Annotated in this window: 22 protein-coding genes; 7 read left to right on the forward strand and 15 right to left on the reverse strand. The window is 64.9% G+C overall.

Features of this window, described 5'->3' with window-relative positions; all coding sequences use genetic code 11:
- Nucleotides 1–32: 32 nt before the first annotated feature.
- The 15 genes from cysN to GMST_RS00265 form a co-directional block, all read right to left on the reverse strand.
- Nucleotides 33–1,697: a sulfate adenylyltransferase subunit CysN gene (gene cysN, locus GMST_RS00195; protein ID WP_183352482.1), complete on the reverse strand. Its 1,665-nt coding sequence runs from the start codon at nucleotides 1,695–1,697 to the stop codon at nucleotides 33–35.
- Nucleotides 1,697–2,602: a sulfate adenylyltransferase subunit CysD gene (cysD, locus tag GMST_RS00200; RefSeq protein WP_183352485.1), complete on the reverse strand. Its 906-nt coding sequence runs from the start codon at nucleotides 2,600–2,602 to the stop codon at nucleotides 1,697–1,699. The genes cysN and cysD overlap by 1 nt, the downstream gene beginning before the upstream one ends.
- 156 nt (nucleotides 2,603–2,758) lie before the next feature.
- A complete protein-coding gene (locus GMST_RS00205) occupies nucleotides 2,759–3,451 on the reverse strand; it encodes a phosphoadenylyl-sulfate reductase (protein ID WP_183352487.1) in 693 nt (230 codons plus the stop codon).
- A 507-nt stretch (nucleotides 3,452–3,958) separates the two neighbouring features.
- Entirely contained in the window at nucleotides 3,959–4,507 is a 549-nt protein-coding gene (locus GMST_RS00210; RefSeq protein WP_183352488.1) for a class I SAM-dependent methyltransferase, read from the reverse strand.
- Nucleotides 4,508–4,608: 101 nt separating this feature from the next.
- Nucleotides 4,609–5,616, reverse strand: a complete 1,008-nt coding sequence (locus tag GMST_RS00215) for an SDR family oxidoreductase (RefSeq protein WP_183352490.1) — start codon at nucleotides 5,614–5,616, stop codon at nucleotides 4,609–4,611.
- Nucleotides 5,617–5,659: 43 nt separating this feature from the next.
- On the reverse strand, nucleotides 5,660–8,563 hold the full coding sequence (locus GMST_RS00220; protein ID WP_183352492.1) for an FAD-binding and (Fe-S)-binding domain-containing protein: 2,904 nt from the start codon (nucleotides 8,561–8,563) through the stop codon (nucleotides 5,660–5,662).
- Nucleotides 8,564–8,565: 2 nt separating this feature from the next.
- Nucleotides 8,566–9,675, reverse strand: a complete 1,110-nt coding sequence (locus GMST_RS00225) for an enolase C-terminal domain-like protein (protein ID WP_183352494.1) — start codon at nucleotides 9,673–9,675, stop codon at nucleotides 8,566–8,568.
- A gap of 274 nt (nucleotides 9,676–9,949) precedes the next feature.
- Nucleotides 9,950–12,079 carry a TonB-dependent receptor plug domain-containing protein gene (locus tag GMST_RS00230; protein WP_183352496.1) on the reverse strand — a complete coding sequence of 710 codons (2,130 nt, stop codon included), beginning with the start codon at nucleotides 12,077–12,079 and terminating at the stop codon, nucleotides 9,950–9,952.
- Entirely contained in the window at nucleotides 12,066–12,653 is a 588-nt protein-coding gene (locus tag GMST_RS00235) for a YfiR family protein (protein WP_183352499.1), read from the reverse strand. The genes GMST_RS00230 and GMST_RS00235 overlap by 14 nt, the downstream gene beginning before the upstream one ends.
- Nucleotides 12,654–12,972: 319 nt before the next feature.
- Nucleotides 12,973–13,854: a YfiR/HmsC family protein gene (locus tag GMST_RS22705; protein ID WP_183352507.1), complete on the reverse strand. Its 882-nt coding sequence runs from the start codon at nucleotides 13,852–13,854 to the stop codon at nucleotides 12,973–12,975.
- A 564-nt stretch (nucleotides 13,855–14,418) separates the two neighbouring features.
- A complete protein-coding gene (locus GMST_RS00245; protein WP_183352509.1) occupies nucleotides 14,419–16,011 on the reverse strand; it encodes a DHA2 family efflux MFS transporter permease subunit in 1,593 nt (530 codons plus the stop codon).
- Nucleotides 16,008–17,369, reverse strand: a complete 1,362-nt coding sequence (locus GMST_RS00250) for an HlyD family secretion protein (RefSeq protein WP_183352511.1) — start codon at nucleotides 17,367–17,369, stop codon at nucleotides 16,008–16,010. Before GMST_RS00250 ends, GMST_RS00245 begins: the two co-directional genes overlap by 4 nt.
- A 3-nt stretch (nucleotides 17,370–17,372) precedes the next feature.
- Nucleotides 17,373–18,776 (reverse strand): TolC family protein, encoded by a 1,404-nt coding sequence (locus GMST_RS00255; protein WP_183352513.1) that lies wholly within the window; start codon nucleotides 18,774–18,776, stop codon nucleotides 17,373–17,375.
- Nucleotides 18,773–19,600, reverse strand: coding sequence for a formate/nitrite transporter family protein (locus tag GMST_RS00260; protein WP_183352515.1), 828 nt, complete (start codon nucleotides 19,598–19,600; stop codon nucleotides 18,773–18,775). Before GMST_RS00260 ends, GMST_RS00255 begins: the two co-directional genes overlap by 4 nt.
- A 158-nt stretch (nucleotides 19,601–19,758) precedes the next feature.
- Nucleotides 19,759–20,613, reverse strand: coding sequence for an SDR family oxidoreductase (locus GMST_RS00265; RefSeq protein WP_183352517.1), 855 nt, complete (start codon nucleotides 20,611–20,613; stop codon nucleotides 19,759–19,761).
- 231 nt (nucleotides 20,614–20,844) lie between these two features.
- Between GMST_RS00265 and GMST_RS00270 the strand changes: the two genes are divergently transcribed.
- The 7 genes from GMST_RS00270 to GMST_RS00300 are packed head-to-tail and all read left to right on the forward strand — an operon-like array spanning nucleotide 20,845 to nucleotide 23,712.
- A complete protein-coding gene (locus GMST_RS00270) occupies nucleotides 20,845–21,303 on the forward strand; it encodes a DUF2231 domain-containing protein (RefSeq protein WP_183352519.1) in 459 nt (152 codons plus the stop codon).
- A 32-nt stretch (nucleotides 21,304–21,335) separates the two neighbouring features.
- The gene (locus GMST_RS00275; RefSeq protein ID WP_183352521.1) at nucleotides 21,336–21,818 is read left to right on the forward strand and encodes a hypothetical protein; all 483 of its coding nucleotides are present in this window, start codon (nucleotides 21,336–21,338) and stop codon (nucleotides 21,816–21,818) included.
- On the forward strand, nucleotides 21,815–22,066 hold the full coding sequence (locus GMST_RS00280; protein WP_183352523.1) for an MrpF/PhaF family protein: 252 nt from the start codon (nucleotides 21,815–21,817) through the stop codon (nucleotides 22,064–22,066). The genes GMST_RS00275 and GMST_RS00280 overlap by 4 nt, the downstream gene beginning before the upstream one ends.
- Nucleotides 22,063–22,365: a cation:proton antiporter gene (locus GMST_RS00285; RefSeq protein ID WP_183352525.1), complete on the forward strand. Its 303-nt coding sequence runs from the start codon at nucleotides 22,063–22,065 to the stop codon at nucleotides 22,363–22,365. Before GMST_RS00280 ends, GMST_RS00285 begins: the two co-directional genes overlap by 4 nt.
- A complete protein-coding gene (locus GMST_RS00290; protein ID WP_183352527.1) occupies nucleotides 22,362–22,607 on the forward strand; it encodes a Na(+)/H(+) antiporter subunit B in 246 nt (81 codons plus the stop codon). Before GMST_RS00285 ends, GMST_RS00290 begins: the two co-directional genes overlap by 4 nt.
- A complete protein-coding gene (locus GMST_RS00295) occupies nucleotides 22,604–23,371 on the forward strand; it encodes an MnhB domain-containing protein (RefSeq protein WP_183352529.1) in 768 nt (255 codons plus the stop codon). The genes GMST_RS00290 and GMST_RS00295 overlap by 4 nt, the downstream gene beginning before the upstream one ends.
- Nucleotides 23,368–23,712, forward strand: a complete 345-nt coding sequence (locus tag GMST_RS00300; protein ID WP_183352531.1) for a sodium:proton antiporter — start codon at nucleotides 23,368–23,370, stop codon at nucleotides 23,710–23,712. The genes GMST_RS00295 and GMST_RS00300 overlap by 4 nt, the downstream gene beginning before the upstream one ends.
- Nucleotides 23,713–23,715: the final 3 nt, after the last annotated feature.

Raw genomic sequence — 23,715 nt, forward strand, 5'->3', positions numbered from 1 at the left:
TTCTGGAACCGCCGGTATCCCGCGCTTGCGCCCTAGATCCCGGTGCCAGTATCGGATTCAACTCGGTCCTGCGGAAGGTTGCCGCGCTTGAAGAGCAGCACGCTGATCCCCTCGAGGGTACGGTCGAACTCGAAGGCCAGGTTGTGCTCGTAGGCGAGCAGCGCCACCGCCGGCAACTGCCCCAGGTCGCGCAACCGGAAGAGCACCCGGTTACCCTTCTCCAGGTGCGCAAGGAGCGTTATCGGGGCTTCCAGGATGAAGGCGCCGTACTCCGCCGTGAGATCGACCACATTGAGGCTCGTGGCGCTCAGTTCGCTCAGGCTGATGCGTCGGGTCCAGGTACTGCCGCTTTCCGGCTCCAGATCGGCAAGCAGTGCCTTGTGGGACTCGAGCTCCACGGCCTCGGATACCATGCCGGCCGCCACGGTGGCGTTGGTGAAACGGTCGATGAGGATGAAGCTGCCGGTGTCGCGGTTTTCGCGGTAGGGATCAAACGGCACCGGACGGTCCAACTCCAGGCGCGCCAGCCCGATCTCGTTCAGCCCCAGGGTGGTCACCTGTTTCTGCTCCAGCGTGTTCACGTCGACCGCGTACTGCACGTCGGTCACCCGGCCGGGGGTGATGCCGGTGGCGCTCTTCACCAGGTAGAGCTGCCCGGGGCGAAGCGGTTCGTCGTGCAGCCAGACCAGGTGCGCCTCGGGGTGACGGGTGAAGAGCGGCGCCGCCTCCGGCACGGTGAGCATGTCGCCGCGACTGATGTCGATCTCGCCCTTGAGGGTGAGGGTCACCGCCTGCCCGGCCACGGCCTCGTCGAGATCGCCGTTCATGGTGACCACCCGGTCCACCCGGCTCACCAGCCCCGAGGAGGAGACCCGGACCTCGTCACCCGGATGCACGATGCCGGCGGCGATGGTGCCGCAGAACCCGCGGAAATCGAGGTTCGGGCGGTTCACCCACTGCACCGGCATCCGGAAGGGCTGTTCCGCACGGTCGTCCTCGACCTGTACCGTCTCCAGGAAGCGCAGCAGGGTCGGCCCGGTGTACCAGGGGGTGTTGGCGCTCTTCTCGATGATGTTGTCGCCGTTTAACGCCGAGATGGGGAGCGCGGTGATGGACGAGAAGCCCAAGGGCTCGGCGAACTCGCGGTAGTCGTCCTCGATGCGCTTGAACTTCTCAGCGTCGTAGTCGATGAGGTCCATCTTGTTGATGGCCAGGACGATGTGCCGGATCCCCACCAGGGAGACCAGGAAGCTGTGCCGGCGGGTCTGGGTCAAGAGCCCCTTGCGGGCATCCACCAGGATGACGGCGACTTTGGCGGTGCTCGCACCGGTCACCATGTTGCGGGTGTACTGCTCGTGCCCCGGGGTGTCCGCCACGATGAACTTGCGCAGGTCGGTGGAGAAGAACCGGTAGGCGACGTCGATGGTGATTCCCTGCTCGCGCTCGGCCTGCAGCCCATCCAATAGGAGTGCGTAGTCGATGGCGCCCCCCTGGGTCCCCACCTTCTTGCTGTCCGCCTCCAGGGCCGCCAGTTGGTCCTCGAAGACCATCTTGGAGTCCCACAAAAGACGCCCGATCAGGGTGCTCTTGCCGTCGTCCACGCTGCCGCAGGTGATGAATCGTAACAGGGACTTCTCTTCCTGGCTCTTCAGGTAGGCGAGGATGTCTTTCTCGATGAGTTCGGATTGATGTGCCATTAGAAGTACCCTTCCTGTTTTTTCTTCTCCATGGAGCCCGCTTGGTCGTGGTCGATGAGGCGCCCCTGGCGCTCGGAGGTGCGGGTCAGGAGCATCTCCTGGATGATCTGCGGCAGCGTGTCGGCCTCGGACTCGACCGCGCCGGTGAGCGGGTAGCAACCGAGGGTGCGGAAGCGCACCGACTTGTGCTGGATCACCTCGCCCGGTTTCAGCTCCAGCCGGTCGTCGTCCACCATGATCAGCATGCCGTCGCGCTCGACCACCGGGCGCACGGCGGCGTAGTAGAGCGGCACGATGGGGATATTCTCCAGGTGGATGTACTGCCAGATGTCGAGCTCGGTCCAGTTGGAGAGCGGGAAGACGCGGATGCTCTCGCCGGGCTTGATCCGGGTGTTGTAGAGGCTCCAGAGTTCGGGGCGCTGGTTTTTCGGGTCCCAGCGGTGGTTTGCACTCCGGAAGGAGAAGATGCGCTCCTTGGCGCGGGACTTCTCCTCGTCGCGGCGGGCGCCGCCGAAGGCCGCGTCGAACTTGTAGCGGTCCAGGGCCTGCTTCAACCCCTCGGTCTTCATCACGTCGGTGTAGAGCGCCGAACCGTGGGTGAAGGGGGAAACGCCGCGGGCGACCCCCTCCTCGTTGACGTGCACGATGAGCTTGAAGCCCGACTCCTGCACCATCCGGTCCCGGAACTGGATCATCTCGCGGAACTTCCAGGTGGTGTCGACGTGCAAAAGCGGGAAGGGAGCCGGAGCCGGGTAGAAGGCCTTGCGCGCCAGGTGCAGCATGACCGCGGAGTCCTTGCCGATAGAGTAGAGCATTACCGGGTTGTCGAATTCGGCCACCACCTCACGGATGATGTGAATACTTTCGGCTTCGAGTTGCTGCAGGTGGGTCAGGTTACTGGTCATGTCTCGATTCTCTTAGAAGGTGGAGGTTTATATCGTGCCGTTGAATAGATCAGTATACGCCGTAAGCGGGTTACTGCCAGTGGGACACCAGGTTTTGATCAGTCACGCGGCGGCGCCACGGACGGGATACTGAAGAAGAGCAGTAACTGATGCCCGCTATCTTCTGTGCAGGCCGCACTCTTTGTGTTCCGGGTTTTCCCACCACCAGCGTCCCGAACGGGCGTCCTCGCCGGGCTGCACCGCGCGGGTACAGGGGGCGCAACCGATGGAGCGGTAGCCTTCCTTAAGGAGTCGGTTCTGAGGCAGCCGGCGCTCCTTGGCGAAGGCGAGCAGCTGTTCCTCGGACCAGTCAAGCAGGGGGTTCAGCTTCAATATCCCGCCGTTTACCTGGTCGATCTCGATCGCCTTCAGATCGCCGCGGGTCACGCCGTGCTCCCGGCGCATGCCGGTCACCCACCCCTTGAGATCCTTCAGCGCACGCCCCAGGGGCTCCACCTTGCGGATGTGGCAGCACTCGTGGCGGTTTTCCAGGGACTCGCGAAACGAGAAGAGCCCCTTTTCCCGCTCGAGCTTTTCCACCGCCTCGTGGCGGGGAAAGTACCAGTCGATCTTGATCCGGTAGCGCTCGGTCAGGGCGTCGGCGACCTCGTAGGTTTCTTCGTTCAGCCTCCCGGTATCCAAGGCAAAGACACCGACGTCGAGTCCCAACTCCTTAACCAGTTCGATGATGGCGACGTCTTCCAGGGAGAAGGAGCAGGCGAGTTTTACGGGCCCGCCGGCTGCGGCCACGCCGGTTTTCAGAATATCCTGAGCCGAGGCGTTTGCGGGGACTACGGGGACTACGTTCATTGAGAGATCCTTTCGCGTGTTCACATGCGCACCTGGTGCGCCACTTGTTCTGGGACTGACGTATATAATAACTCAACCTGTTTAGTCAAGAAAAATATCTCTTATTGTCACAGCATTTTGCTTGTATATATTTGAGCGAAGTAAACACAGCAGCTAACGTGGGTATTCAAATCTCCTGACAATCAGGGTAAACAGGCGAATCACGGGGCGCCTGAACCTCCATGGATCGGTGCTCGCCGCAGGTTCTTGAGTGCCGCAAGCGAGGTGGCCCTGCAGACTCTCCATGCGTTTCTGATGTCTTTTCGCTGTCGAGTAGCTGACCCGGATTGAGGTTGAGACACAGAAAGTCCATCCCGGCAGCGCGGAAATGGTCAAACAAAAACAGGGTGGATTTGTATGGTGCCGTGGTGGGATTTAAGGAGGGTAATCAAAAGCGTGAACGGATGGAGTAATTCCAGGAAGCGGGCCAGCTTCGATCCGGGCAACCTGCCTTGTCCCGAGGGAATTTCAGTGGCCCATGACTTGATAGAGAACCGCAACCGAGTGGCGGCGGTAGTAGTGACAAACGTGCCGGAACCCGTAGGGCGCCAGGAGGTCGTTCAGTTCGCCATGGCTGTAGGTCTTGATGCAGTCGGAGCATCTGTGGCCGCCTGCGCAGGTGCCCTGGCAGCACTCCAGAGACTGGTTCCGGCAGCGCACCTCGACCAGCAAATACCCCTGGGGACGCAGGTTCAACACGATGTTCTTCAGATAGCTGCTCTTCTCGCTGCCGTCGGAGATGATGTTGAGCACGTAATTGGAGATGACCAGGTCGACGCCGAGCCTGCTGGCTCCCAACTCGTCGCAGTTCAAAACACCAGCCAGTTGTCTGCGCCCGGCCATCGCCATGATCCGCTCCACCTGCGCCGGGAGGTCGGCGGCGTACACCTCGAACCCCTCCTCGGCCAGATATCGTGCGTTGCGCAAGGTGCCGGCACCGTAGTCCAGCACCGAGTGCAACCGCTGTTTCCTGAAGAACCTCAAGTATTTCGTGATACTCACCGCTGCGCTTGCCATGGCTGCCTCTATCGGATATCGCCGGGTTATTATGTGTTTTATTTAATGCTAACTCTTTTCTCCTGACGCTGTCGATAGCGGAACACCGTCCCGGCAGCGGGTCAGCAGCACCGCCGACGGCTGCAGAGAAGCGCGGCGGCGGCCAATCCGCCTCCGATCAGTGCGGCGCCCCACCACTTGCGCTCCGCCATCCAGACCTCGCAGCTGGCGGGATGGGCGCTGGAGTCGAAGCTGCCATGGGCGCCAAAGGGGCCGGAGACGCTCTGCCAGAGGTTGTCGGGGCGGCCGGGATCCTCAGGTTCATCGGTCTGCTGGGAGGCATAGCCGGTCCGGGCGAGGTAATGGTCCAGCCAGCCGGCGATGAACTTGTTGCCCCACATGGCCTGTACCGTGGGAAACCCTACGTAGAGCTCGCGCCGGCGGTGCAGTGCCGCCCAGACGATGGCGTCTGCTGCGACCTCGGGCTGGAAAATGGGCGGCACCGGCTGCGGTTTCCTGGGGAGCCTCGACTTCACCCAGGCAAACTGCGGGGTGTTGAGCGCGGGGAGCTGTACCATGGTGAGGTGCACCTTGGAGCGGTCGTGGATCAGCTCGCAGCGCAGCGAATCGGTAAAGCCCCTCAGGGCGTGTTTGGCACCGCAGTATGCCGACTGGAGCGGAATGCTCCGCTCGGCCAGGGCCGACCCCACCTGGATGATCGTCCCGCGGTTACGCGGCAGCATCCGTTTCAGGGCGGCACAGGTGCCATACACGGCGCCGAGGTAGGTGACCTCGGTAACCCTCCGGTACTCCTCGTGTTGCATCTCTTTGACCGGAGAGAACACCGAGACCATGGCGTTGTTCACCCAGACCTCTATCGGGCCAAGCTCCGCCTCGACGCGCGCCGCGGCCGCCTCAACCTGCTCCGCATCCGCGACGTCCACCACGATCCCCAAAGCGCGCACCCCGGCCCCTTCGAGCCCGGCGCACGCCTGGTCCAGACGCTCCTGGTTGCGTGCCAGAAGGGCCACGCTCGCCCCCGCGCGGGCAAAGGCACGGGCGGTAGCCCGCCCTACCCCCGCCGACGCCCCCGTTACCACGACCACCTTCCCCTGCAGTCTCTCGCTCATGATCTCCCCCGCTGCGGGCGCCCTCCCCCGCCTGATGTAACGTTCACTTTCCGTCCCAGGCCAGCCGCACCAGTTCGGCACTGTGCAGCACCTGGCGGTTGGTCGCTTGGCCAATCTGCGTGCGGCAGCTGAAGCCGTCGGCGACCAGGTAGGTCTCCGGCTCAGCCTTGCGCACCGCCGGCAGGAGCGCCTCCTCGGCGATGTCCTGCGACATGCGGTACTTGTGCTTTTCGAACCCGAAGGAACCTGCCATGCCGCAGCACCCCGTCTGTGGCTCGGATACCTGGAGCCCCATTGTGGTGAGCAGCTTATGGGCACTCTCCCCTTTCAGGACCGCCTTTTGGTGACAGTGGCTTTGCAGGACAACATGACCCGAAAGCCTGGGCGGCTGGTGTCCCTCCCTCATGAGGAACTCGCTGAACAGGAAGCTGTGCTTGGTCACCCGCTCGCCATCCAGGTGATGCGGCATCAGGTTGGGAAGCTCCTCGCGGAACACCGCGACCTCACTCGGCTCCAAGTAGACGACCGGGACGCCGCGACGCACGAAGGGGCTCAAGAGGTCGACGCTCTTCGCGATCTGCTTTTTGGCGAAGTCGAGCATCCCGTAGTCGATGGGGGGACGCACGGCCGGTGGGCGCGGCGCCAGCACGGCCACCCGGTATCCCAGCCGCTGCAAGGACTCAAGTGCCGCATTAAGGGAGCCCGGATAAAAGCAGTCGTTAAAGACATCCGGGTACAGGACGACCGTCGGATCCTTCAGCTCGGCCGCCTGCCTGCCGGCAGCGGAGCGGGTGAACGGCTCGGCCGCGAAGCGGGGCATCTCGCGCTCTGCCGCGATCCCCCCCATGAGCTTCACCAGGTCGCGCACCCCCGGGGTCTGGAACAGGAAGTTGGCCAGACCCGGAAGCCGCGAGCCGAGGTTCCCCCATATGCCGAAGAGCCCCATGGAGTAGGCCGGCAGCGGGCGCAGGCGCCCCTCGTAGTAGTGGGACAGGAACTCGGCCTTGTAGGTCGCCATGTCCACGTTCACCGGGCACTCCTTCTTGCACCCCTTGCAGGAGAGGCAGTACTCCAGGGCCTCCAGCACCTCCTTGCTGCGCCAGCGGTCCGTCAGGAAGTCGCCGCGAAACATCTCGAAGATAAGCCGCGCCCGCCCGCGGGTGCTGTGCTTTTCCTCGCGGCTGGCCAGAAAGCTCGGGCACATGAAGGCGTCGTGGGTGCGCCGGCAGGTCCCCACCCCGACGCAGCGCAAGGAGGCCGCGGTGAAGCTTCCGGCATCGCCGGGGAAGTGGAAGTGGGTTTTTTCGGCCTGCCACGGGTTGTACTCGGTCCCCAGGCGCAGGTTCTGGTCCGGCAGGTAGGGATCGATCACCTTGCCCGGGTTCATCTTCCACTCCGGGTCCCACAGCGATTTGAACTCGCGCATGGCCTGCATCAGCTCGTCGCCGTACATCTTGTCCAGGAAGATCGCTTTGGATTGCCCGTCGCCGTGCTCCGCCGAGAAGGAGCCGCCGTAGCGCACCACCAGGTCCGAAGCCTGGTCGAGGAACCGGTTGAAGTTGTCGATCCCCTCCCGGGTCACCAGGTCGAAGGTGATGCGGCAATGGATGCAGCCGTCCCCGAAGTGGCCGTAGAGGGCGGCGGTCAGACCGTGGGCCTCGAGCAGGTGCTTGAACTCGCGCAGGTAGCCGCCCAGTTTCTCCGGAGCAACCGCGGCGTCCTCCCACCCCGGCCAACTCAGCGGGAGACCGGGGACGTTGGCCGTGGCGCCCAGCCCCTGCTCGCGCAGTTCCCAGATCTGCTTCTCCTCGTCCGGACTGTCGTAGAGCTTCATCGAGGGGGGATCCGGGAGCTTGCGCAACGCCTCCATGGCCCGCCGGGCCACCAGGTCGGACTCCTGGCGGTCCTTGCCGCCGAACTCGGCGATGAGCCAACCGTGGCCGGCGGGAAGCAGGCTCAAGTCCTCGAGGTGCAGCGACTTGGTCCTTATGAAGTTGACCAGGAGCGCGTCGATCCCTTCCAGGGCGACCGGCTTGAACTTGAGGACGTCCATGACGTGGTCCGCCGCGCTAAAGACGTCCGGGTAGCCGAGCAAGAGGACGCTGCGCCCCGGCGGGCTGTACACCAGGCGCAGCTTGGCCTCCAGGATGGTCACGCAGGTGGACTCGGTGCCGACCAGAGCGGCGGCGACGTTGAAGGCGTTCTCCGGCAGAAGTTCGTCCAGGTTGTACCCCGAGACCCGGCGCGGGATGCGTGGGTAGCGGGAGCGGACCAGGTCGGCGTAGCGGTCGCGGATCTGGCGCAGCCCCTGGTAGATCTCGCCGCGCCGCCCCCCCGCCTTGACGATCGCCTCCAGTTCGTCCTCGGAGGTGCGCCCCACGGTCATCCGGACGCCGTCGTAGGTGACCACCTCGAGTTCCAGCACGTTGTCGACGGTCCGGCCGGCCATGACCGAGTGCGCGCCGCAGGAGTTGTTGCCGAGCATACCGCCGAGGGTGTTGTGGTTGTGGGTGGCGGGATCGGGGCCGAAGGTGAGCTCGTGCTCTTCGGCCTGGTTGCGCAGGTCGTCGAGGATGGTGCCCGGCTCCACCCGGGCGAACTTCTGCTGCGGGTCGATTTCGAGTACCCGGTTCAGGTATTTCGAGTGGTCGATAAGCACCGCGGCGTTGCAGGTCTGGCCGCACAGCCCGGTGCCCCCCCCGCGGGAAACCACCAGGGCTCCGTGGCGCCTACAGATCTCCAGGGTCTTGACCACCGCCTCCTTGCTGCGCGGGAGCACCACGCCGACCGGGATCTGGCGGTAGTTGGAGGCGTCGGTGGCGTAGAGCGCCCGGCTCCCGGCATCAAAGCGGACCTCGCCGTCGACCGCCCGGCGCAGCTCCGCCTCGAGGGCGCCCGGGTTCAGCTTCTCCTGTACAAACTTCCGTTGTTCCGGGTGGTTCGACATGGTTACCTCCAGCAGAAGTTCTCGGTTTGGTAGCGGCGGGCAACCTCTTCGCGCAGGGAGAGCCCCAGCCCCGGGCGGCCCCGGTCCGGGGCGAGTTCGCCGCCTACCGGTTCGCGGGTCCCTTCAAACAGGTGCTGCTCGATCCTGACGTGGTCGTGAAAGTATTCGAGGTGCCGCGCGGATTCGACCGCACAGCAAAGGGGAAGGTGCAGCGAGGGTGCGCAGTGCGAAGAGAGCGGCAGCCGGTAAGCCGCACAGAGGGCCGCCACCTGGAGGAAACCGGTGATGCCGCAGCGGGTGGCATCGGCCTGGACCACGTCGACGGAACCGGCCTGCAACAACCGGTGGTAGTAGTCCAGCTCGAAGCCGTACTCGCCGGAGACGACCTCCATCGCAGCGGGGACCCGCTCGCGCAATAGGCACAGGCCGGCGAAATCCTGGTGCGGAACCGGCTCCTCGAACCAGCTGACGCCGAGTACGGCGTAACGCTCGGCGAGCCCCAGCGCCTGTTTCACCGAATAGCCGCCGTTGGCGTCCACGTAGAGTTCGGTCCGCCCGCCGATCGCCTGGCGCGCCTGGGCCACCCGCTCCGGGTCCGCCCCGGGGTCCCGCCCCACCTTCATCTTCACCCGCGGGATCCCCTGCCCCGCCCAGCCTCCCAGTTGGCGCTGCAGTTCGTCGATGCTGTACGAGGTGAAACCTCCGCTACCGTAGATCGGAATCGCAGCGCGCGCCGCACCGAGCAGGTCGAGAAGCGACACGCCCAAAAGCTTCGCCTTCAGGTCCCAAAGGGCCGTATCGAGCGCGGAGACGGCCAGCATGCCGATGCCCGAGGCGCCCAGGTTGCGCAGCGCCGCGACCAGCAGCTTCCAGCAGGCGGATGTATCGAAGGGGCTCATCCCCTCCAGCACCGGCGCGAGGCTCAGGCAAATAAGGGCTCCCGCCGCCGGAGTAGCATAGCTGTAGCCGATCCCCCGCTCGCCTGCGGAGAGGATCTGCACCACGACCAGCGTGGTCGCCTCCCAGCGAAAGGTGCCGTCGGACTCAGGCGCCTCGGCAGGGATCCGGAAGACCCGGACTTCCACCCGTTCAACCGTTACGTGAGGTTTCATCTCGCAACACCTTTTAACCCTGACGTGCTCGGCAACCGCCCACTGCCCGGCCGCCTCGGCAGCCAACCGTCCTGCAAGGAGAACGACGGGGCGGCAGCAGAGGGAACATGCACAGACTATAATTGGTAATTTTTAACCGTTAACAGTCTAGGTGGAGAGAATGGGTTGTCAACATCCCGAGACGGCAAGAGTGCACAGGGAGGTCGCGAGTGAGGGAGGGTTGTCCTGCAAAGAGGCGGGAGGGTGAACCGCCGGCGGATACCGGCGGCCCCGGCTAAAAACGGTAGGTGGCGCGGACCCCGGCGCTGATCCCTTCCTGAGGGATCCCGCTTACCGGGAGGTTCTCGTTGCCGCCGGGCTGCTGGTAGGCGGTATCGAAGAGGTTGCGTATCGACAGCGACAGGTCGAGCCCTTTTACAGCCAGGTCCTTGACCAGGAGGCTCAGGTTGGCGAGCAGGTAGGGAGCCACGCTGGCGCCGGGGGTGAGCGTCCCAATCCGTGAGGTGTACTGGAGTTCGCCGGAGAGTACCACCCTGCGGGCCAAGAACTCGCGCGAGAGGTGCAGCTTCGCGAGGTGGTGCGGCGAGTTGGGCGGATGCGTGGTGCTCCCCTCGAACAGCAGGGAGTTCTGGTAGGTGTAGCCAAGCCCGCCGGACCAGTCCTCGTAGCGGCCGGAGATCTCGGTCTCGACGCCGCGGCTGCGCATGGTGCCGGCGTTTCTCAGCCGGAAGAAGCCGTCCGCATCGACGTAGGTAGTGATGAGCCCCTGGTACTCGTACTGGAACCCGGTGACGGTGGCCCGCCAGGGGCCCTCAAGCTGCAGGTCGGCAACCAGTTCGTGGCTGTACATCACCTCTTCGCGCAGATCCGGGTTGGCGCGGTACGGCTCGGCGGAATAGTAGTGCTCGTAGGCATTGGGAGCCCGGAAGGACCTCCCGAAGAGGTACTTGAGGGCCAGTTCGGAAGTCGGCAGCCAGACCACTGCAGCCTTGGGACTCAGCGAATCGAGTCCCCGGCTCAAGCGGTCGTAGCGCAGGCTCCCGGTCAAGATCAGGGGCTGGAAGGGACGGTACTCGTCCTGGACGAACAGACCGACCTCGTCCACGGTCCGGTCGTCCCGGAACCCGCCGGAGTCACCCTGTTCGACGCGCAGCCCGCGCCGGTAGTCGATTCCCGCCGCGAGGATGTGGTTCGCCGGGAGCACCAGGTTCCCCACCACCTCGGCTCCCAGGGTCGTCGAATGGGAATGGTCGTAGCTGACCATGACGGGCCGATAGGAATAGCTGCCGGAGTAGTTGTAGCCATTCAGGTAGGCGCGCAGCTTGAGCGCTCCCGCCGGGGATTCCACGGCATGGTAGGAGATATCGCCGAAAAAACGCTCATCCTCGGTGCGCGAGATGATGTCGTTGAAGGTGGTGCCCCAGGCGCCGGTGGGGATCCCCTTCAGGTTGCGCAGGTAACCGCCCAGCAGGGAGAACTTCGCGTTGTTGTACTTCAAAAAGGCGCTGCCGCCGCGGGCGAAGTCGGCGTTGCGCGCCACGCCGTTGTTGGTGGTCGGGGTGTCGAAGGCGGGGAGGTAGAGATCGCTCCCCGGCGCGTCGTAGTAGGATCCGGAAACCAGGAGCCCCCCGCCCCCCTGGGAGACCGGCCCCCCCACGGTGGCCCGTGCTGAGAAGGCACCGGTGCTGTCGCCGGCAAGCTCGGTCTCGGTTTTCTGGACGCCAGGCGGGATCCGCGTGATCACGTTGATGACCAGCAAGAAGGCGTTGTTGCCGTAGATCGCCTGGCTGGGGCCGCGCACGATTTCGACCCGCTCCACGAGGCGCAAGTCCAGCGGAAAATCGAAACCGATGGGTGCCTGGTGGTAGACCTCGTCGTTCAGGCGCACCCCGTCGATCATGATGAGCACCCGGGTGTTGTAGTCGCTGGGAACGCTGAAGCCGCGGTAGCCGAGGTAGCGGTAGTTGCGGTCGTCGGTGACGTAGAGCCCGGCCACCCCCTTCAGGAGGTCGGAAAGGAGCCGGTAATCGTGGCGCCGGATCTCCTCGGCGTCCACCACCGTGACCTGTGCCGGAGCCTCGTGAGCATCCTGCTCGTAGCGCGACACGCCGTACACCTTGAGCACCTTGATCTTGAGCAGTTCGTCCAGTCCCAGTTCGCTCAGTTCGTCGACCACACCTTCGTAGGCAAAGGCGTTGGGTGCGCTAAGCAGCAGCAGAACCAGCGCGCCGCAGAAAAGGGTTCCCACCGTCCGGCACCATTGCGAGGCGAGGTACCCCGAACGGGTAAGAGGTCGGCTCCCCACCGCAGCGGCACAGGCGGCGCGCTTACCTCCCCGTGCAGCGTCCTCAAGCGGCAGCGCCGGTTGGGAAGCAGAGATTGCTGAGAGATTACTGGTGACCATAGACTTTCCTTGCCAGCTTGAGTAGCTGAGAGCTCACTTTCAGGCGGCAGCGCTGGGTTTCGTTGAGATTTACCTCGAAAGCGATCTTGCCGTTGTCGGGATACAGCGAGAGCATCCCACCCCGACGGCAGAAATCCTCGCGATCGGAAATGGTCAGAATGGGAAGATCGCCGAGGACATCGAGGATGCCGTCGAGCCTGCCGAGTTCGGAGCGAGAGATGAAGAGGACCTGGCACTGCGCGGCTTCCTCGGGAGAGCTTACTTGGCGGAAAACGATGGGGCGCCCCTGGATGCTCCTACCGGTAAGCCCCACCAGGGTCCGGTCCAGTGGGGAGCGTCCCAGGGTGGCGATGCAGAACTCCGAGCGGCGCAGGGAACTGCCGGGCCACTCGACGAACTTGGTGAAGTTGAAGATGAAGGCTGCCTTGAGGCTGTACTCGCCGAAAGAGGTCTCGGCACCGCCACCCGTAGGGAGGAGCAGCAGGAACAGGGCCACGACGCACGGCACCAGGTTACGTACCAGGCGCTGCGCCTTAGACCTTACGGCCGCTATGTGCGAAAACGTTAGTACCACATTACCTTCCGGCTGAGGGCCTCAGTATCTCTGCTAGCCCTGCAGATGCAGAACGAGACGACCCGGGATCTTTTGGGACGGCTCTTTCCGCTCATCGTCTGATGGCGGGTTTTATCAAGCGGTATTTCTGGGGAGAACCGGCTCCGACGGAAGGTCCCCCCTGCGGACCGGATCATATCCAAAAATTGGAGGGAGCGGGTCCTCGATAAACCTGAGATGTGAATGGATAAATCCTACAACGCGCAGCACTCCGGATAACAACGTCGGAGGCCATTCCGCTGCAGCGTGGCTGAGGAACTGGGCACCAGGGGGCTCGGCTTCAGGGACGGCCATAGATCCTGCGCGCCAGCCTGAGCAGCTGGGAGCTCGGCTTAAGGCGGGCGCGTTGCGTCTCGCGGTAGTCCATGTCGAACACGATCCTGCCGCCCTCCTGATCCAGGGAGAGCATCCCGCCGCGCCTGCTGAAGTCCTCGCGGTCGGCGACGGTAAGTATCGGCTGGTCCCGCAGCACCTCGAGGATCCCGTCCACCCTGGCAAGCTCGGAGCGGGAGAAGTAGACCACCTGGCACTGCAGCGCCTCGTCGGCCGAGTTGAAACGGCGGAAGACGATGGTGCGCCCCTGCACGCTGCGCCCGGCCAGGGCGGCCAGCGACTGGTCCACCGGGGAGCGCCCCAGGGACCCGATGCAGAATTCGCCCTTCGTTTTGAAGGCACTCTCCGGCCACTCGACGAACTTGGAGAAGTTGTAGATGAAGACCGCCTTCAGGGCGTACTCTCCCGAGGCGGTCTCGGTTCCCGCCTGGTGCGGCAGGGTCAGCAGCAGGAAAAGCAGCGCCAGAAAAAAGGCGCGCCGGTCCCGCGTGTAGCGGACCCCCACGGTACCGTGTTCGCGGCTTCCCGCCAGCCCGGTCAGGAGCGCGCCCTTGGTGTCGTGAGCGCTTTTCGTGATGATGTTGATCACCCCGTTCACGGCATTGGCGCCCCACATGGTGCTTCCCGAACCGCGGATCACCTCGATGCGCTCGATGTTCTCCAGGAGGGTGTCCTGAACGTCCCAGAAGACGCCGCCGTAGAGGGGGGTATAGACGGTGCGCCCGTCGATCATCACCAACAGTTTGTCGGCGAACATCCCGCTGAAGCCGCGCACCGAAACCGCCCAGTCGTTGCCGTCCACGGTGGCCACCTGCACCCCTGGGACCATACATCCGCCGCGTCGGCTGCCTGAACCGTTGCGCTAAAAAGAGAACACTGGAGGAAGAAAGACAAGAAAGCCGTCCCCGCCACCCGTCGGCATGCGGTCCGGCACGGTCTCGTCGCAAAAAAAGAGAAATTACGCATGTAACCTGCGGATCCTCCCCTGCTCTTCGACCTGTAAACGCCGATCACGCGTTGAGTTCTATCGGCGCGACCGATCCGTAATGACAGCGCTATCGCAAATTAACACAGTAAGGCCTGCGTGAAAACCAATTTGTGGGATTCAGACTACAGTTATCTGAGGGATCGAGCGGCAAAAAATAGGCCCTGCATGAGGCAGGGCCGGTCGGCACGTTGCAGAGCTCAGTAGAGAAGGAGTTTCCACTCCTTCTCCGCCAGGCGCGCCCGGACTTCCAAGCTCGCGGCGCTGGCGGCTCCAAAGGGATAGGTGAGCGTCCCGCTGTTTGCTGGGGGAACGGCGGCTCGATGCACATGGGGGCTGGAGATTGGGGCGTGGGTGCTGGTAGGTGTTCGAGGAGGCGGGTCGGATAGCAGGGAGTTGGTCAGGAGCTCAGTGGGCGGCTCCTGCCGGCCCCTTGCTGCGCACCCGCTTCAGGAAAAAAACGCCGACGATGCAGAAAAAGCTGAGAAATGAGAGGAGCCGGAAGTTTTCCACGTAGGCAAGCAGGGTCGCCTGGCGCAGCAGCTGGTTCTGCAGCGTCCCCTGCGCCAGGCGCGCCGCGTCGGCCTGGTCGTAAAAGCCCTGCAGCATCCGTTGCAGGGACTGGGTGCGCCCCTCAAAGGAGTAATCCCCGGCGCTGAGCCGCTGGGTCAGCTCGGACTGGTGCACCTGTGCAGCGCGCGAGAGCATGGTGGTCACCATCGAGATCCCCACGCTCCCGCCGACGTTGCGCATCAGGTTGAAGATGCCGGTCGCGTTACCCATCTCCTCCCGTGGCAGGGTCCCCATGGTGACCGTGGAGAGCGGCACGAAGAGCATGCTGAGCCCCACGCCGGTCAGGATGCTGGGCCAGATGATGCTCCAGACCGAGATCTCCAGGTTGATACCGGCGAACTGCCACAACGAGAGGCCAACCAGGACGAACCCGGTTCCGATCAGCTTCCGGTTATCGACCTTCGCGGTCAGAAACCCCACCAGCGGCATGGCGAGAAAGGCGCCTAGGCCGCGCGGACTGACGGCGATGCCGCTTTGCAGGGCGGGGTACCCAATGAGGGTCTGCAAAAAGAGCGGCAGCATGGTGATGGCACTGTAGAGGGCCATCCCCACCATGAAGATGATCAGCGTCCCCACGGTGAAGTTGCGGTCAGTGAAGACGCGCAGGTTCACGATCGGCTCGGCGATCTGCAGCTGCCGGTAGATGAAGGCGAGCAGCGCGGCCCCGGAGATGGCGGCGAACCAGCCGATCCAGGGGGCGGCGAACCAGTCCACCTCCTGCCCCCGGTCCAGGATGATCTGCAGGGTCCCCAGCGAGAGCGCCATGAGGCCGAAGCCGATCGCGTCGATCTTGCCGGGCCGGGCGGCCCGCAGGTAGGGAGGGTCCTCGACGAAGAGGTTGGTCATCACGACGGCGAGGACCCCGACCGGGATGTTGATGTAAAAGGCCCAGCGCCAGGAGTAGTGGTCGGTGAACCACCCTCCCAGCGTGGGCCCCAGGATCGGTGCGACCACCACCCCGATGGCGAAGGCCGCCATCCCCATGCCGCGTTTTTCCGGTGGAAAACTCTCCATGATGATCGCCTGGGAAAGCGGCTGCAGCGCGCCCCCCCCCGCCCCCTGGATGATGCGGGCCACGATCAGCATGAAGAGGCTTTCGGAGATGCCGCAGATGAACGAGGAGATGGTGAACATGATGATGCAGGTGATGAGGAAGCGCTTGCGCCCGAAGTACCTGGCAAACCAGCCGCTGGCGGGAAGCACGATGGCGTTGGATACCAGGTAGCTCGTGAGGACCCAGGTGGCCTCGTCGGTGGTGGCAGAGAGGCTCCCCGCTATGTGCGGCAGGGCGACGGAAACGATGGTGGTATCGAGCACCTCCATGAAGGTGGCCAGCATGACCGCTGCGGTGATCACCCAGGGGTTTGTCTTGGGTTGCCACTGGGAGACCTCGTCGCGCGGCAGCGAGCGGCGGTCGGGATCACTCATTGGACGCGCACCTTGGGGACCACCGACATCCCCGGCCTGAGCAGGTGCTCGGGGTCCTGTCCCCTGTCGAACCTGAGGCGCACCGGGATGCGCTGCACCACCTTCACGTAGTTGCCGGTGGCGTTTTCCGGCGGGAAGAGGCTGAAGCGGGCGCCGCTCGCCGCCCCGATGGTCTCCACGTAGCCGCCGTAGCTGCGGTCGTAGGCGTCCACCGCGATGGTCGCCCGCTGGCCCGGCCTGATCTGGCGCAGTTGGTCCTCCTTGAAGTTGGCGGTGACCCAGATGTCCTGCACCGGGACCAGGAAGAGGAGGTTTTGGCCGGGGCTGACGTTTTGCCCGGGTTCGACCGACTTGCGTCCGGTGATGCCGTCCACCGGAGCCACCACCTGGGTGTACTGCAGGTTCAGCTCAGCCTGCCGGAGCGCGCTTCGTGCCCTCTGCAGGGCGGCCTCCGCGGACGCGGAGCGGGTCCTGGCGACCCGGACCTGTTGCGGCGCGGTCTGCGCGGTGCGCAGTTCCGCCTCCGCCTGGGCCAGTTGCCCGCGCGCCTGGGTCACCTGCTGGGCGGCGGCGCGCATGGTGGCGTCGGCCGCCGCCACGCTGGCCGCGGCCGACTGGGCCTGGGCGAGCGCCTGGTCGTACTGCTGGCGCGAGATGATGTCCTTGGCGGCCAGCGGCCCGTAGCGGCGCAGGTCGCTTTGGTACTTCACGCTTTGGGCGCGCGCCTCGTCGACCCGGGCGCGCGCGGCGGCGTGCTGCCGGCTTGCCGCGACGATGCCGGCCCGGGCGTTGGCCACCCGGGCCCGGGCGGTTGCCACCTGGTTCGCGGTGTCCACCGAAGTGATGGGGACCCCGACCCGCGCTCCTTCCGCGGCGGCGGTCGCCTCGGCGAGTTCGGCCCGTGCCCTTTCCAGCGCCACCTGGTAATCGGTCGGGTCGATCTCCACGAGGACGCTCCCGGCACGGACAAACTGGTTGTCCTCGAAGCGGACCTTGGTCACCTGTCCCGCCACCCGCGCGCTCACCTGGTTCAGGTGCCCGTCGATCTGGGCGTCGTCGGTGCTCTCCCACAGCGAGGAGTACCACCAGAAGAGGAGCGCTACCGCGAGGACGGTGAGGCCGAGGGCGACCTGGACCTTGCGTGAGCCGAAGATCCGCTTCATGCGGCTCTTCGCGGCGCCCCCCTTCCCTTTGTCCGGCTGGCGTTCCTCGGGTCGAGCGCCGGCCTCCTCCCCCTGCCGTTCCTCCTCCCGGCGCGGTTCCTTGCGGCGCTCGGCGGGTTGGGGGGGCGCTTCGCCGCCGCTGCCGGGACTACTCGACGGCTCAGCTGCGCCGTTTCTGCGCGCTTCCTCGTCCATGGATCACCTCCCTAAGGAAAGGCCGCCGGTCGAGGCGGTCCCGATGGCACGGGCCAGCATGAGCTTGGCCAGGTTGAGCCGGTACTGGCTGTCCACCACTCCTTCCTGCGCGGCCGCTACCGACTGTTGGGCCTGCACCACCTCGAGGTTGTCGTTGATCCCGGCCCGGAAACGCTCCTCCGCCTGCCACAGGTTGTTCTCGGCAAGTTCCACGGTCTGGCGCGCCACCGCCACTTCGAGCCGCGCGGCGCCAAGGTCGAGCAGGGCGCTGCGGATCTCGTACTCGATGCGCCCCCTCAGGTCTCCCAGTTCCTCCTCGCGCTGTTGCACCTGGGCCTCGGCCCGCAGCACCTCGCCGTGGATACGCCCCCCCTCGAAGATCGGGATGCTGAGGCTCCCGGTGATCTGGTAGGTCGCCTGGAGGCTGGAAAGGGTCCGCCCGATGTGGCCGTAGTCGGCGTCGAGGGCAAGGCTCGGCAGCCTTTGCGCCCGGGCCGCGTGCAGCGCCGACCGTGCCGCCTCCAGTTCCGCCCGGGCCGCGCGGTAATCGGGGCGCGCCTCGAGGGCCTGCGCCAGGTGTTCGGCCAGGGTGCCGGTTGCCGCGGGGAGGAACGGTTCCCGGTCGACGAGCGCCACCTCCTGCGCCAGCGGGAGCCCGATCAGCCGCGCCAGGCTCAGTTTCTGCCGGGCGAACTCGTTTTCCACCACGATGAGCTGCTGGCTGCGCGAGAGCCACTCGACCCGGGCGCGCACCTCGTCGATTCCCGGGGTAACGCCGGCGCGGTGCAGCTCCACGGCGTGATCGAGCATGGTCTGTGCGGTGGCTAGCTGCGCCCGCACCGTCTCGACGCGCGCCTGTCCAGCGAGCGCCTGCAGGTACCCCGCCCCCACCGAGAGCACCACCAGATCCCTGGCGTCCTTTTCGGAGAACTCGGCGGCCCTCACCTGGTGCGCTGCAGCACGTTCCCGCTCGATGGCCGAGAGGTCGAAGATACGTTGGCTGAGAAAAAGGCGGGCGTCGTAGAAATTGAAGGGCCCTACGACGGTAGGCCCCCCGGGGAGGGTGATACCGGTCGAGGCCAGGCTTTCCTTGAGGTGGTGGGCGGAGGCGCTGCCGGAGAGGTTGGGGAGCAGTTGCGCGACGGCGATCCAGCGCTCCCCCCGTGCCGTTGCCACCCCCTGGTTGCTGAGCAAAAGCCCCAGGTTGTTGGCGAGTCCCAGTTCGACCGCACGCTCCAGCGACAGCGCGATGGTACCGGCGACCAGCTCGACCCGGGGAACGCTCCCCTTAAAGCCAACCGTCCCAGCGGAGCCGGTTTCCTGCGGCTGCGCCGCGGTACTACCCTGCCACAAAAGGGTGCCCAGAAAGGCAGCCAGCACGGCTCGAGACAGCTGCCCCGGCCTCATCTGCGCTCCTTGCCGGCAACCACCTGCGCGTGGTTCAGGGCCGCCACCAGCGAGACCCCTCCCACGATGTTGCCGAACAGCGTCGGAATCAGGAAGGTGAGCAGGAATTCGGGAAACCTCAGCGTGCCGTGCACCACCAGGTAGAGCGACTCGACCGACCCGGCGATGACGTGGCTGAACCCGCCCAGGGCGACCAGGTAGGTGATGATGACGATGACCGCAACTTTGGACCCTTCAGCGGAAGGAAGCAGCCAGACCATGAGCGCGATAAGCCACCCGGAAAAGATCGCCATCAGGAAGTGGGTCAAGGGGGTGGGGAGCATCCCCTCACTACCGATGTCGTGAAAGGCCTGCAGCACCCCGGGCTCGAAAAGCGGCGCACGCAGCGCAAGCGTGAAGAGGTAGGCCCCCACCAGGTTCGCTGCCAGCACGATCCCCCACAGGCGCAGGACGTTCACCAGGGTGGCCAGGTTGCGCCGGTACAAAAGCGGCAGCACCACGGTCAGCGTGTTCTCGGTGAACAGTTGCTGGCGCCCCAGGACCACGATGAGAAACCCCAAGGAGTAGCCGAGCTTGGCGATGAGCGGGCGCCAGGAGGTTTCGGGAAGGTGGGCGCGCAGCAGCCCTTCGCCCAGCAGCGAGAACCCCATGGAGAGCCCGGAGGCGAGCCCGGACCAGGCCAGTGCCGCATTGGGGCGCGCAAGCTCCGCCTCACCCTCGAGGCGGATCACCTCGTGCACCACCACCGCCCCGATCGCCTCCTTCTCCTCGATCTTCTTGCGATCTTTGGGCGATACTTCCAGATCGATTTCGCCACCGTCCATAGCCCCTCCCGGGGATAGCTGATCGTTTGCCGGACCGGACCCGTGCAGGGTTCTCTTTTTCCGGTTGGCACCCCTTACGCGGCGCCGGCGGCTCCGCAGACCAAAAGACCCCGCCCCAGGTGAAGTGGAGCGGGGTCTTGGCGGGGCCTTGGGCCGCGTCACCCTCCGACGATGGTGCCGCCGTTGGGATGCAGGATCTGCCCGGTCATGAAGGAAGCACCTTCCGAGGCGAGGAAGACATAGCTGTGGGCGATCTCTACCGGCTGCCCGGCGCGCTGCAAGAGGACCTCCTTGCCGAACTCCTCGGTCTTCTCCTCGGGAAAGGTCGCCGGGATGAGCGGGGTCCAGACCGGCCCCGGTGCCACCGCGTTGACCAGGATGCCGCGCTTGGCCAGGGAGAGCGCCAGCGACCGGGTGAAGGCGACGATGGCCCCCTTGGTGGAAGAGTAATCGACCAGCATGGGGTTACCTTTGAAGGCGGTCACCGAGGTGGTGTTGATGATGCGCCCCCCCTCCCCCATCCGCTCGAGCGCCGCCTGGGCCAGGTAGAAATAGGCGAAGATGTTGGTGCGAAAGGTTCGCTCCAGCTGCTCGGCAGTGATCTGCTGGAACTCCCCGTAGTGCTGTTCCGCCGCGTTGTTGACCAGGATGTCCAGGCCGCGGAACTCACCTGCGGTGCGCTGCACCACCTGGCGGCAGAACCCCTGGTCGCTGACGTCCCCCTCGAAGTTGAGGACCCGCACCTTCTCCCGCTGCAGGATCTCCCGGGTCTCGCGGGCGTCCTGCTCTTCTTTCAGGTAGACGAAGGCGACATCGGCCCCTTCCCTGGCAAAGGCTATGGCGACCGCGCGCCCGATGCCGCTGTCGCCTCCGGTGATCAAGGCGCGTTTCCCCTGCAGTCTCCCGCTCCCCCGGTAGCTTGTTTCCCCACAATCCGGCTTGGGCACCATCTCTCCCTGGATGCCGGGTTGCGCCTGGCGCTGGCCCGGAAACGCCTTCTCGTTATGTCCCATAGCACGCTCCTTAGTTCGTGTAGGCTGAATGCATTATGAAAAACCATTCACTTGTATCAAGCAGTTTCCGGTTGTCAAGGAACCCGAGGATTGATGCAGAACCGGGTTTTAAGGACATTGACTTTTATTAGCGTCCTCTTAAAATTCACCAGTCGCGGTTTCAATGAGCAGCCTCGGCCGTCTACACCCAGACGGGAGGCGATGACGCCGCCTCCCGGGAAAGGAGCAGCCATGTTAGCCAAGGCCCGTATCGCAAAACACCCGATCCACCCCATGCTGGTCCCGTTCCCCATCGGTCTCTTGGGGTTCTCCCTCATCTGCGACCTGATCGGGCTCTCTACGCGCAACCCGCTCTGGTCGGTGTTCGCGGCCTACGCAATGGCAGCCGGCATCCTGGCAGCGCTCGCGGCCGCCCTGCCGGGGCTCATCGACCGGTTGGCCCTGCACCGCCAACCGGTCAAAAAGCTCGGCATCTACCACATGAGCTGCAACCTGGCGGTGGTCGCGCTCTTCGTGGTCGACCTTTGGTGGCGACTGAGGGTCCCCTTCTCGAAAGGCCAGGTGCTGCTCTCGGCGGGTGGGATTGTGCTCCTCATGGTATCGGGGTGGCTGGGCGGGGAGTTGGTCTACGTGCACCGCACCGCTGTCGACGAGACCGCCCTGCCCCAGGAGGAACCGGCGACCTTCTAGCGCTGCACGAGCAGGCAAGCGAGGAATCTTCGATGCGAGTGCATCATCTCAAGCCCATGCTGAGCTGGGCCGTTTTTTTGGGCTGGTACCTTTGTTTCAGTGCGTCGCTGGAGCGTGCGGAACTCATAACGGGGGCGGTCTTCGCCCTGGCGATGCTCCTTCCCATGCACCACCTGCACCGCGATGCGCTTGCCACGCTCCATTTCAAGCTCCCCTGGCTCCTGCCGCTCGTGAAGATTCCGTGGGCCATGTTCCAGGAATCCTGGCTACTCTGTCTGGCGCTCTTCCGGCGCCTGGTGCACGGCGAGGCGCAGGGGGCGTTTCACGAGTGGCACCGGTTGGGGCCAGCGGATGAGCAGCGCACCGCCCGCCGCGTGCTGCTCACCTTCGGCGTCTGCATCACCCCGAACAGCTACCTGGTGTACCTGGACCCGGAGGCCGGCGTCGCACTGGTCCGGCAACTGGTCGGCAAGGAGGTCTCCCCCCTGGACCGGGAATTCCTGGAGTTGCCATGAACCTCTGGTTACTTTTTGCCGCGATCATCCTTTTGAGCATGCTCCCCTGCATCTGGGTCTGCCTGACCGGCCGGATCATGGAGCGCTTCGTCGCGCTGCAGATGGCCCAGGTCCTCACGGCACTGGTGCTCTTGCTCTGCGCGCAAGGGTACCAGCGGGACATCTACTACGACGTGGTCCTGGTGCTCTCGGTGCTCGCCTTCGCCTCGGGGCTCGTCTACCTCCGCTTCCTGGAGCGTTGGCTGTGAACGGCGGCTACCCCACCGACCTCCCGGTCATCCTCGTCCTGAGCTTCGCAAGCCTTGTCTGCGTGCTCTCCAGTTTGGGTCTGCTCCTCATGCGCGGCTTTTACGACAAGCTGCACTACCTAGCTCCCCCCGCCGTCCTCGGCCTGGGGGGCGTCACCCTCGCCATATTCCTCGAGGAGGGCCTAAGCTCGGCCACCTTGAAAGCCGTCCTCGTTTTCGCGGTCACCCTGATCAGTAACCCCGTCATCACCTATGCTGCCGCGCGGGCCAATTACCTGCGCACCCGCCCCAAGTCATGAACGAGATCCTGCAGGCAATCGTCTTTGTCATGGTGGCGATCGCCGGCACCGGCGTGGTAACCACGCGGGATCCTCTGCATCAGTCCCTGGTCGCCGGCTTATTCGGGCTTTTGCTGAGCGTGCTGTTCATGGTGCTTCAGGCGCCGGACGTGGCGCTCTCCGAGCTGGTGGTCGGTGCGGTGGCATTCCCCCTCATGGTGCTTTTGACCGTTGCGAAGACCCGCGCCAAGGAGTGCGAATGAGACAGAGCGCCACCAGGATCATCTTCTGGAGCATCGCCGGACTCTTCGCCTTCCCCCTGTTCCTGGCGCTGCGGGATCTCCCCGACTTCGGCGCCTACGCGGGCCCCTACGGCGACCTGGTGCTCGCGACCTGCACCGGGGAGCGCCACACCCCCCAGGGGGTTGCCGCCGTCACCTTCGACTACCGCGGCTTCGATACCCTGGGCGAGGAGTTCATCCTCTTCGCGGCACTGGCGGGGGCCCTGCTTCTGACCCGGCCCCAGGAGGACGAACGGCAGCATCCCCCGCGGGACCACGCCCTGGACCGCCCGGTCCCCCAGGGAAACGAGCCCATCGTAGCTGCCGGCAGGCTGATGTTTCCCTTCTCCCTCATGCTCAGTATCTACATCATCGTGCACGGGCACCTGACCCCGGGAGGCGGCTTTCAGGGGGGGGTACTCTTGGCGACGGCCTTCTACTACGTCTATTTAAGCGGCGAGTACCAGGACCTGCACCCCTTCACCTCGGTCCCCCTGCTCGAGTCGCTCAAGGTGCTGGGAGCCGCAGGTTTCGCCCTCCTGGCTGCGTCGCCGCTCGCCGTGGGGCTCCCCTTCATGACCAACCTGCTCCCCCTGGGGCGGGAAGGTGGGCTCCTCTCCGCGGGGACTCTTCCTCTTTGCAACCTGTTAGTCGGCTGCGAGGTCGGTGCCGCCTTCCTGTTGCTGATCGACGCCTTCCTGCGCCAGGTTGTCGTGATCGGGAAGAAAAAGGAGGAGGACTCGTGAGCGAGCTCCCCTTTTTGGTCACCATCTGGCTCTTCCTGATCGGGCTCTACGGCATCGCTACCAGCCGCAACACCATCCACCTGGTAAGCTGCCTCTTCGTGGCCCAATCCTCCACCTACCTTCTGCTCCTCTCGGTCGGTTACAGGGCCCACGGCAGCGCCCCGATCTTAAGCGGTATTCCCCCCGGCGCGCAGCCGGTCGACCCCGTGGTGCAGTCGCTTGCTCTCACCGACATCGTGGTCGGCGCCACGGTTTCGGCACTCATTCTCATCTTCGCGCTGCAGTCCCACAAGCGCAGTGGGACCCAGGACCCGCGGCGCACCCCGCCCATGCGAGGCTGACCC

Origin of the sequence: Geomonas silvestris (genome assembly GCF_014193515.1) — a bacterium.
GTDB classification, from domain to species: domain Bacteria; phylum Desulfobacterota; class Desulfuromonadia; order Geobacterales; family Geobacteraceae; genus Geomonas; species Geomonas silvestris.

What these genes read in the sequence shown, in the direction of transcription:
- GMST_RS00260 (WP_183352515.1), bottom strand. Translation starts at nt 19,600, where the DNA reads ATGGACGGTGGCGAAATCGATCTGGAAGTATCGCCCAAAGATCGCAAG.
- GMST_RS00270 (WP_183352519.1), top strand. Translation starts at nt 20,845, where the DNA reads ATGTTAGCCAAGGCCCGTATCGCAAAACACCCGATCCACCCCATGCTG.
- GMST_RS00280 (WP_183352523.1), top strand. Translation starts at nt 21,815, where the DNA reads ATGAACCTCTGGTTACTTTTTGCCGCGATCATCCTTTTGAGCATGCTC.
- GMST_RS00275 (WP_183352521.1), top strand. Translation starts at nt 21,336, where the DNA reads ATGCGAGTGCATCATCTCAAGCCCATGCTGAGCTGGGCCGTTTTTTTG.
- GMST_RS00245 (WP_183352509.1), bottom strand. Translation starts at nt 16,011, where the DNA reads ATGAGTGATCCCGACCGCCGCTCGCTGCCGCGCGACGAGGTCTCCCAG.
- GMST_RS00265 (WP_183352517.1), bottom strand. Translation starts at nt 20,613, where the DNA reads ATGGGACATAACGAGAAGGCGTTTCCGGGCCAGCGCCAGGCGCAACCC.
- GMST_RS00205 (WP_183352487.1), bottom strand. Translation starts at nt 3,451, where the DNA reads ATGAACGTAGTCCCCGTAGTCCCCGCAAACGCCTCGGCTCAGGATATT.
- GMST_RS00210 (WP_183352488.1), bottom strand. Translation starts at nt 4,507, where the DNA reads ATGGCAAGCGCAGCGGTGAGTATCACGAAATACTTGAGGTTCTTCAGG.
- GMST_RS00220 (WP_183352492.1), bottom strand. Translation starts at nt 8,563, where the DNA reads ATGTCGAACCACCCGGAACAACGGAAGTTTGTACAGGAGAAGCTGAAC.
- cysN (WP_183352482.1), bottom strand. Translation starts at nt 1,697, where the DNA reads ATGGCACATCAATCCGAACTCATCGAGAAAGACATCCTCGCCTACCTG.
- GMST_RS00295 (WP_183352529.1), top strand. Translation starts at nt 22,604, where the DNA reads ATGAGACAGAGCGCCACCAGGATCATCTTCTGGAGCATCGCCGGACTC.
- GMST_RS00225 (WP_183352494.1), bottom strand. Translation starts at nt 9,675, where the DNA reads ATGAAACCTCACGTAACGGTTGAACGGGTGGAAGTCCGGGTCTTCCGG.
- cysD (WP_183352485.1), bottom strand. Translation starts at nt 2,602, where the DNA reads ATGACCAGTAACCTGACCCACCTGCAGCAACTCGAAGCCGAAAGTATT.
- GMST_RS00215 (WP_183352490.1), bottom strand. Translation starts at nt 5,616, where the DNA reads ATGAGCGAGAGACTGCAGGGGAAGGTGGTCGTGGTAACGGGGGCGTCG.
- GMST_RS00255 (WP_183352513.1), bottom strand. Translation starts at nt 18,776, where the DNA reads ATGAGGCCGGGGCAGCTGTCTCGAGCCGTGCTGGCTGCCTTTCTGGGC.
- GMST_RS00250 (WP_183352511.1), bottom strand. Translation starts at nt 17,369, where the DNA reads ATGGACGAGGAAGCGCGCAGAAACGGCGCAGCTGAGCCGTCGAGTAGT.
- GMST_RS00290 (WP_183352527.1), top strand. Translation starts at nt 22,362, where the DNA reads ATGAACGAGATCCTGCAGGCAATCGTCTTTGTCATGGTGGCGATCGCC.
- GMST_RS00230 (WP_183352496.1), bottom strand. Translation starts at nt 12,079, where the DNA reads ATGGTCACCAGTAATCTCTCAGCAATCTCTGCTTCCCAACCGGCGCTG.
- GMST_RS22705 (WP_183352507.1), bottom strand. Translation starts at nt 13,854, where the DNA reads ATGGTCCCAGGGGTGCAGGTGGCCACCGTGGACGGCAACGACTGGGCG.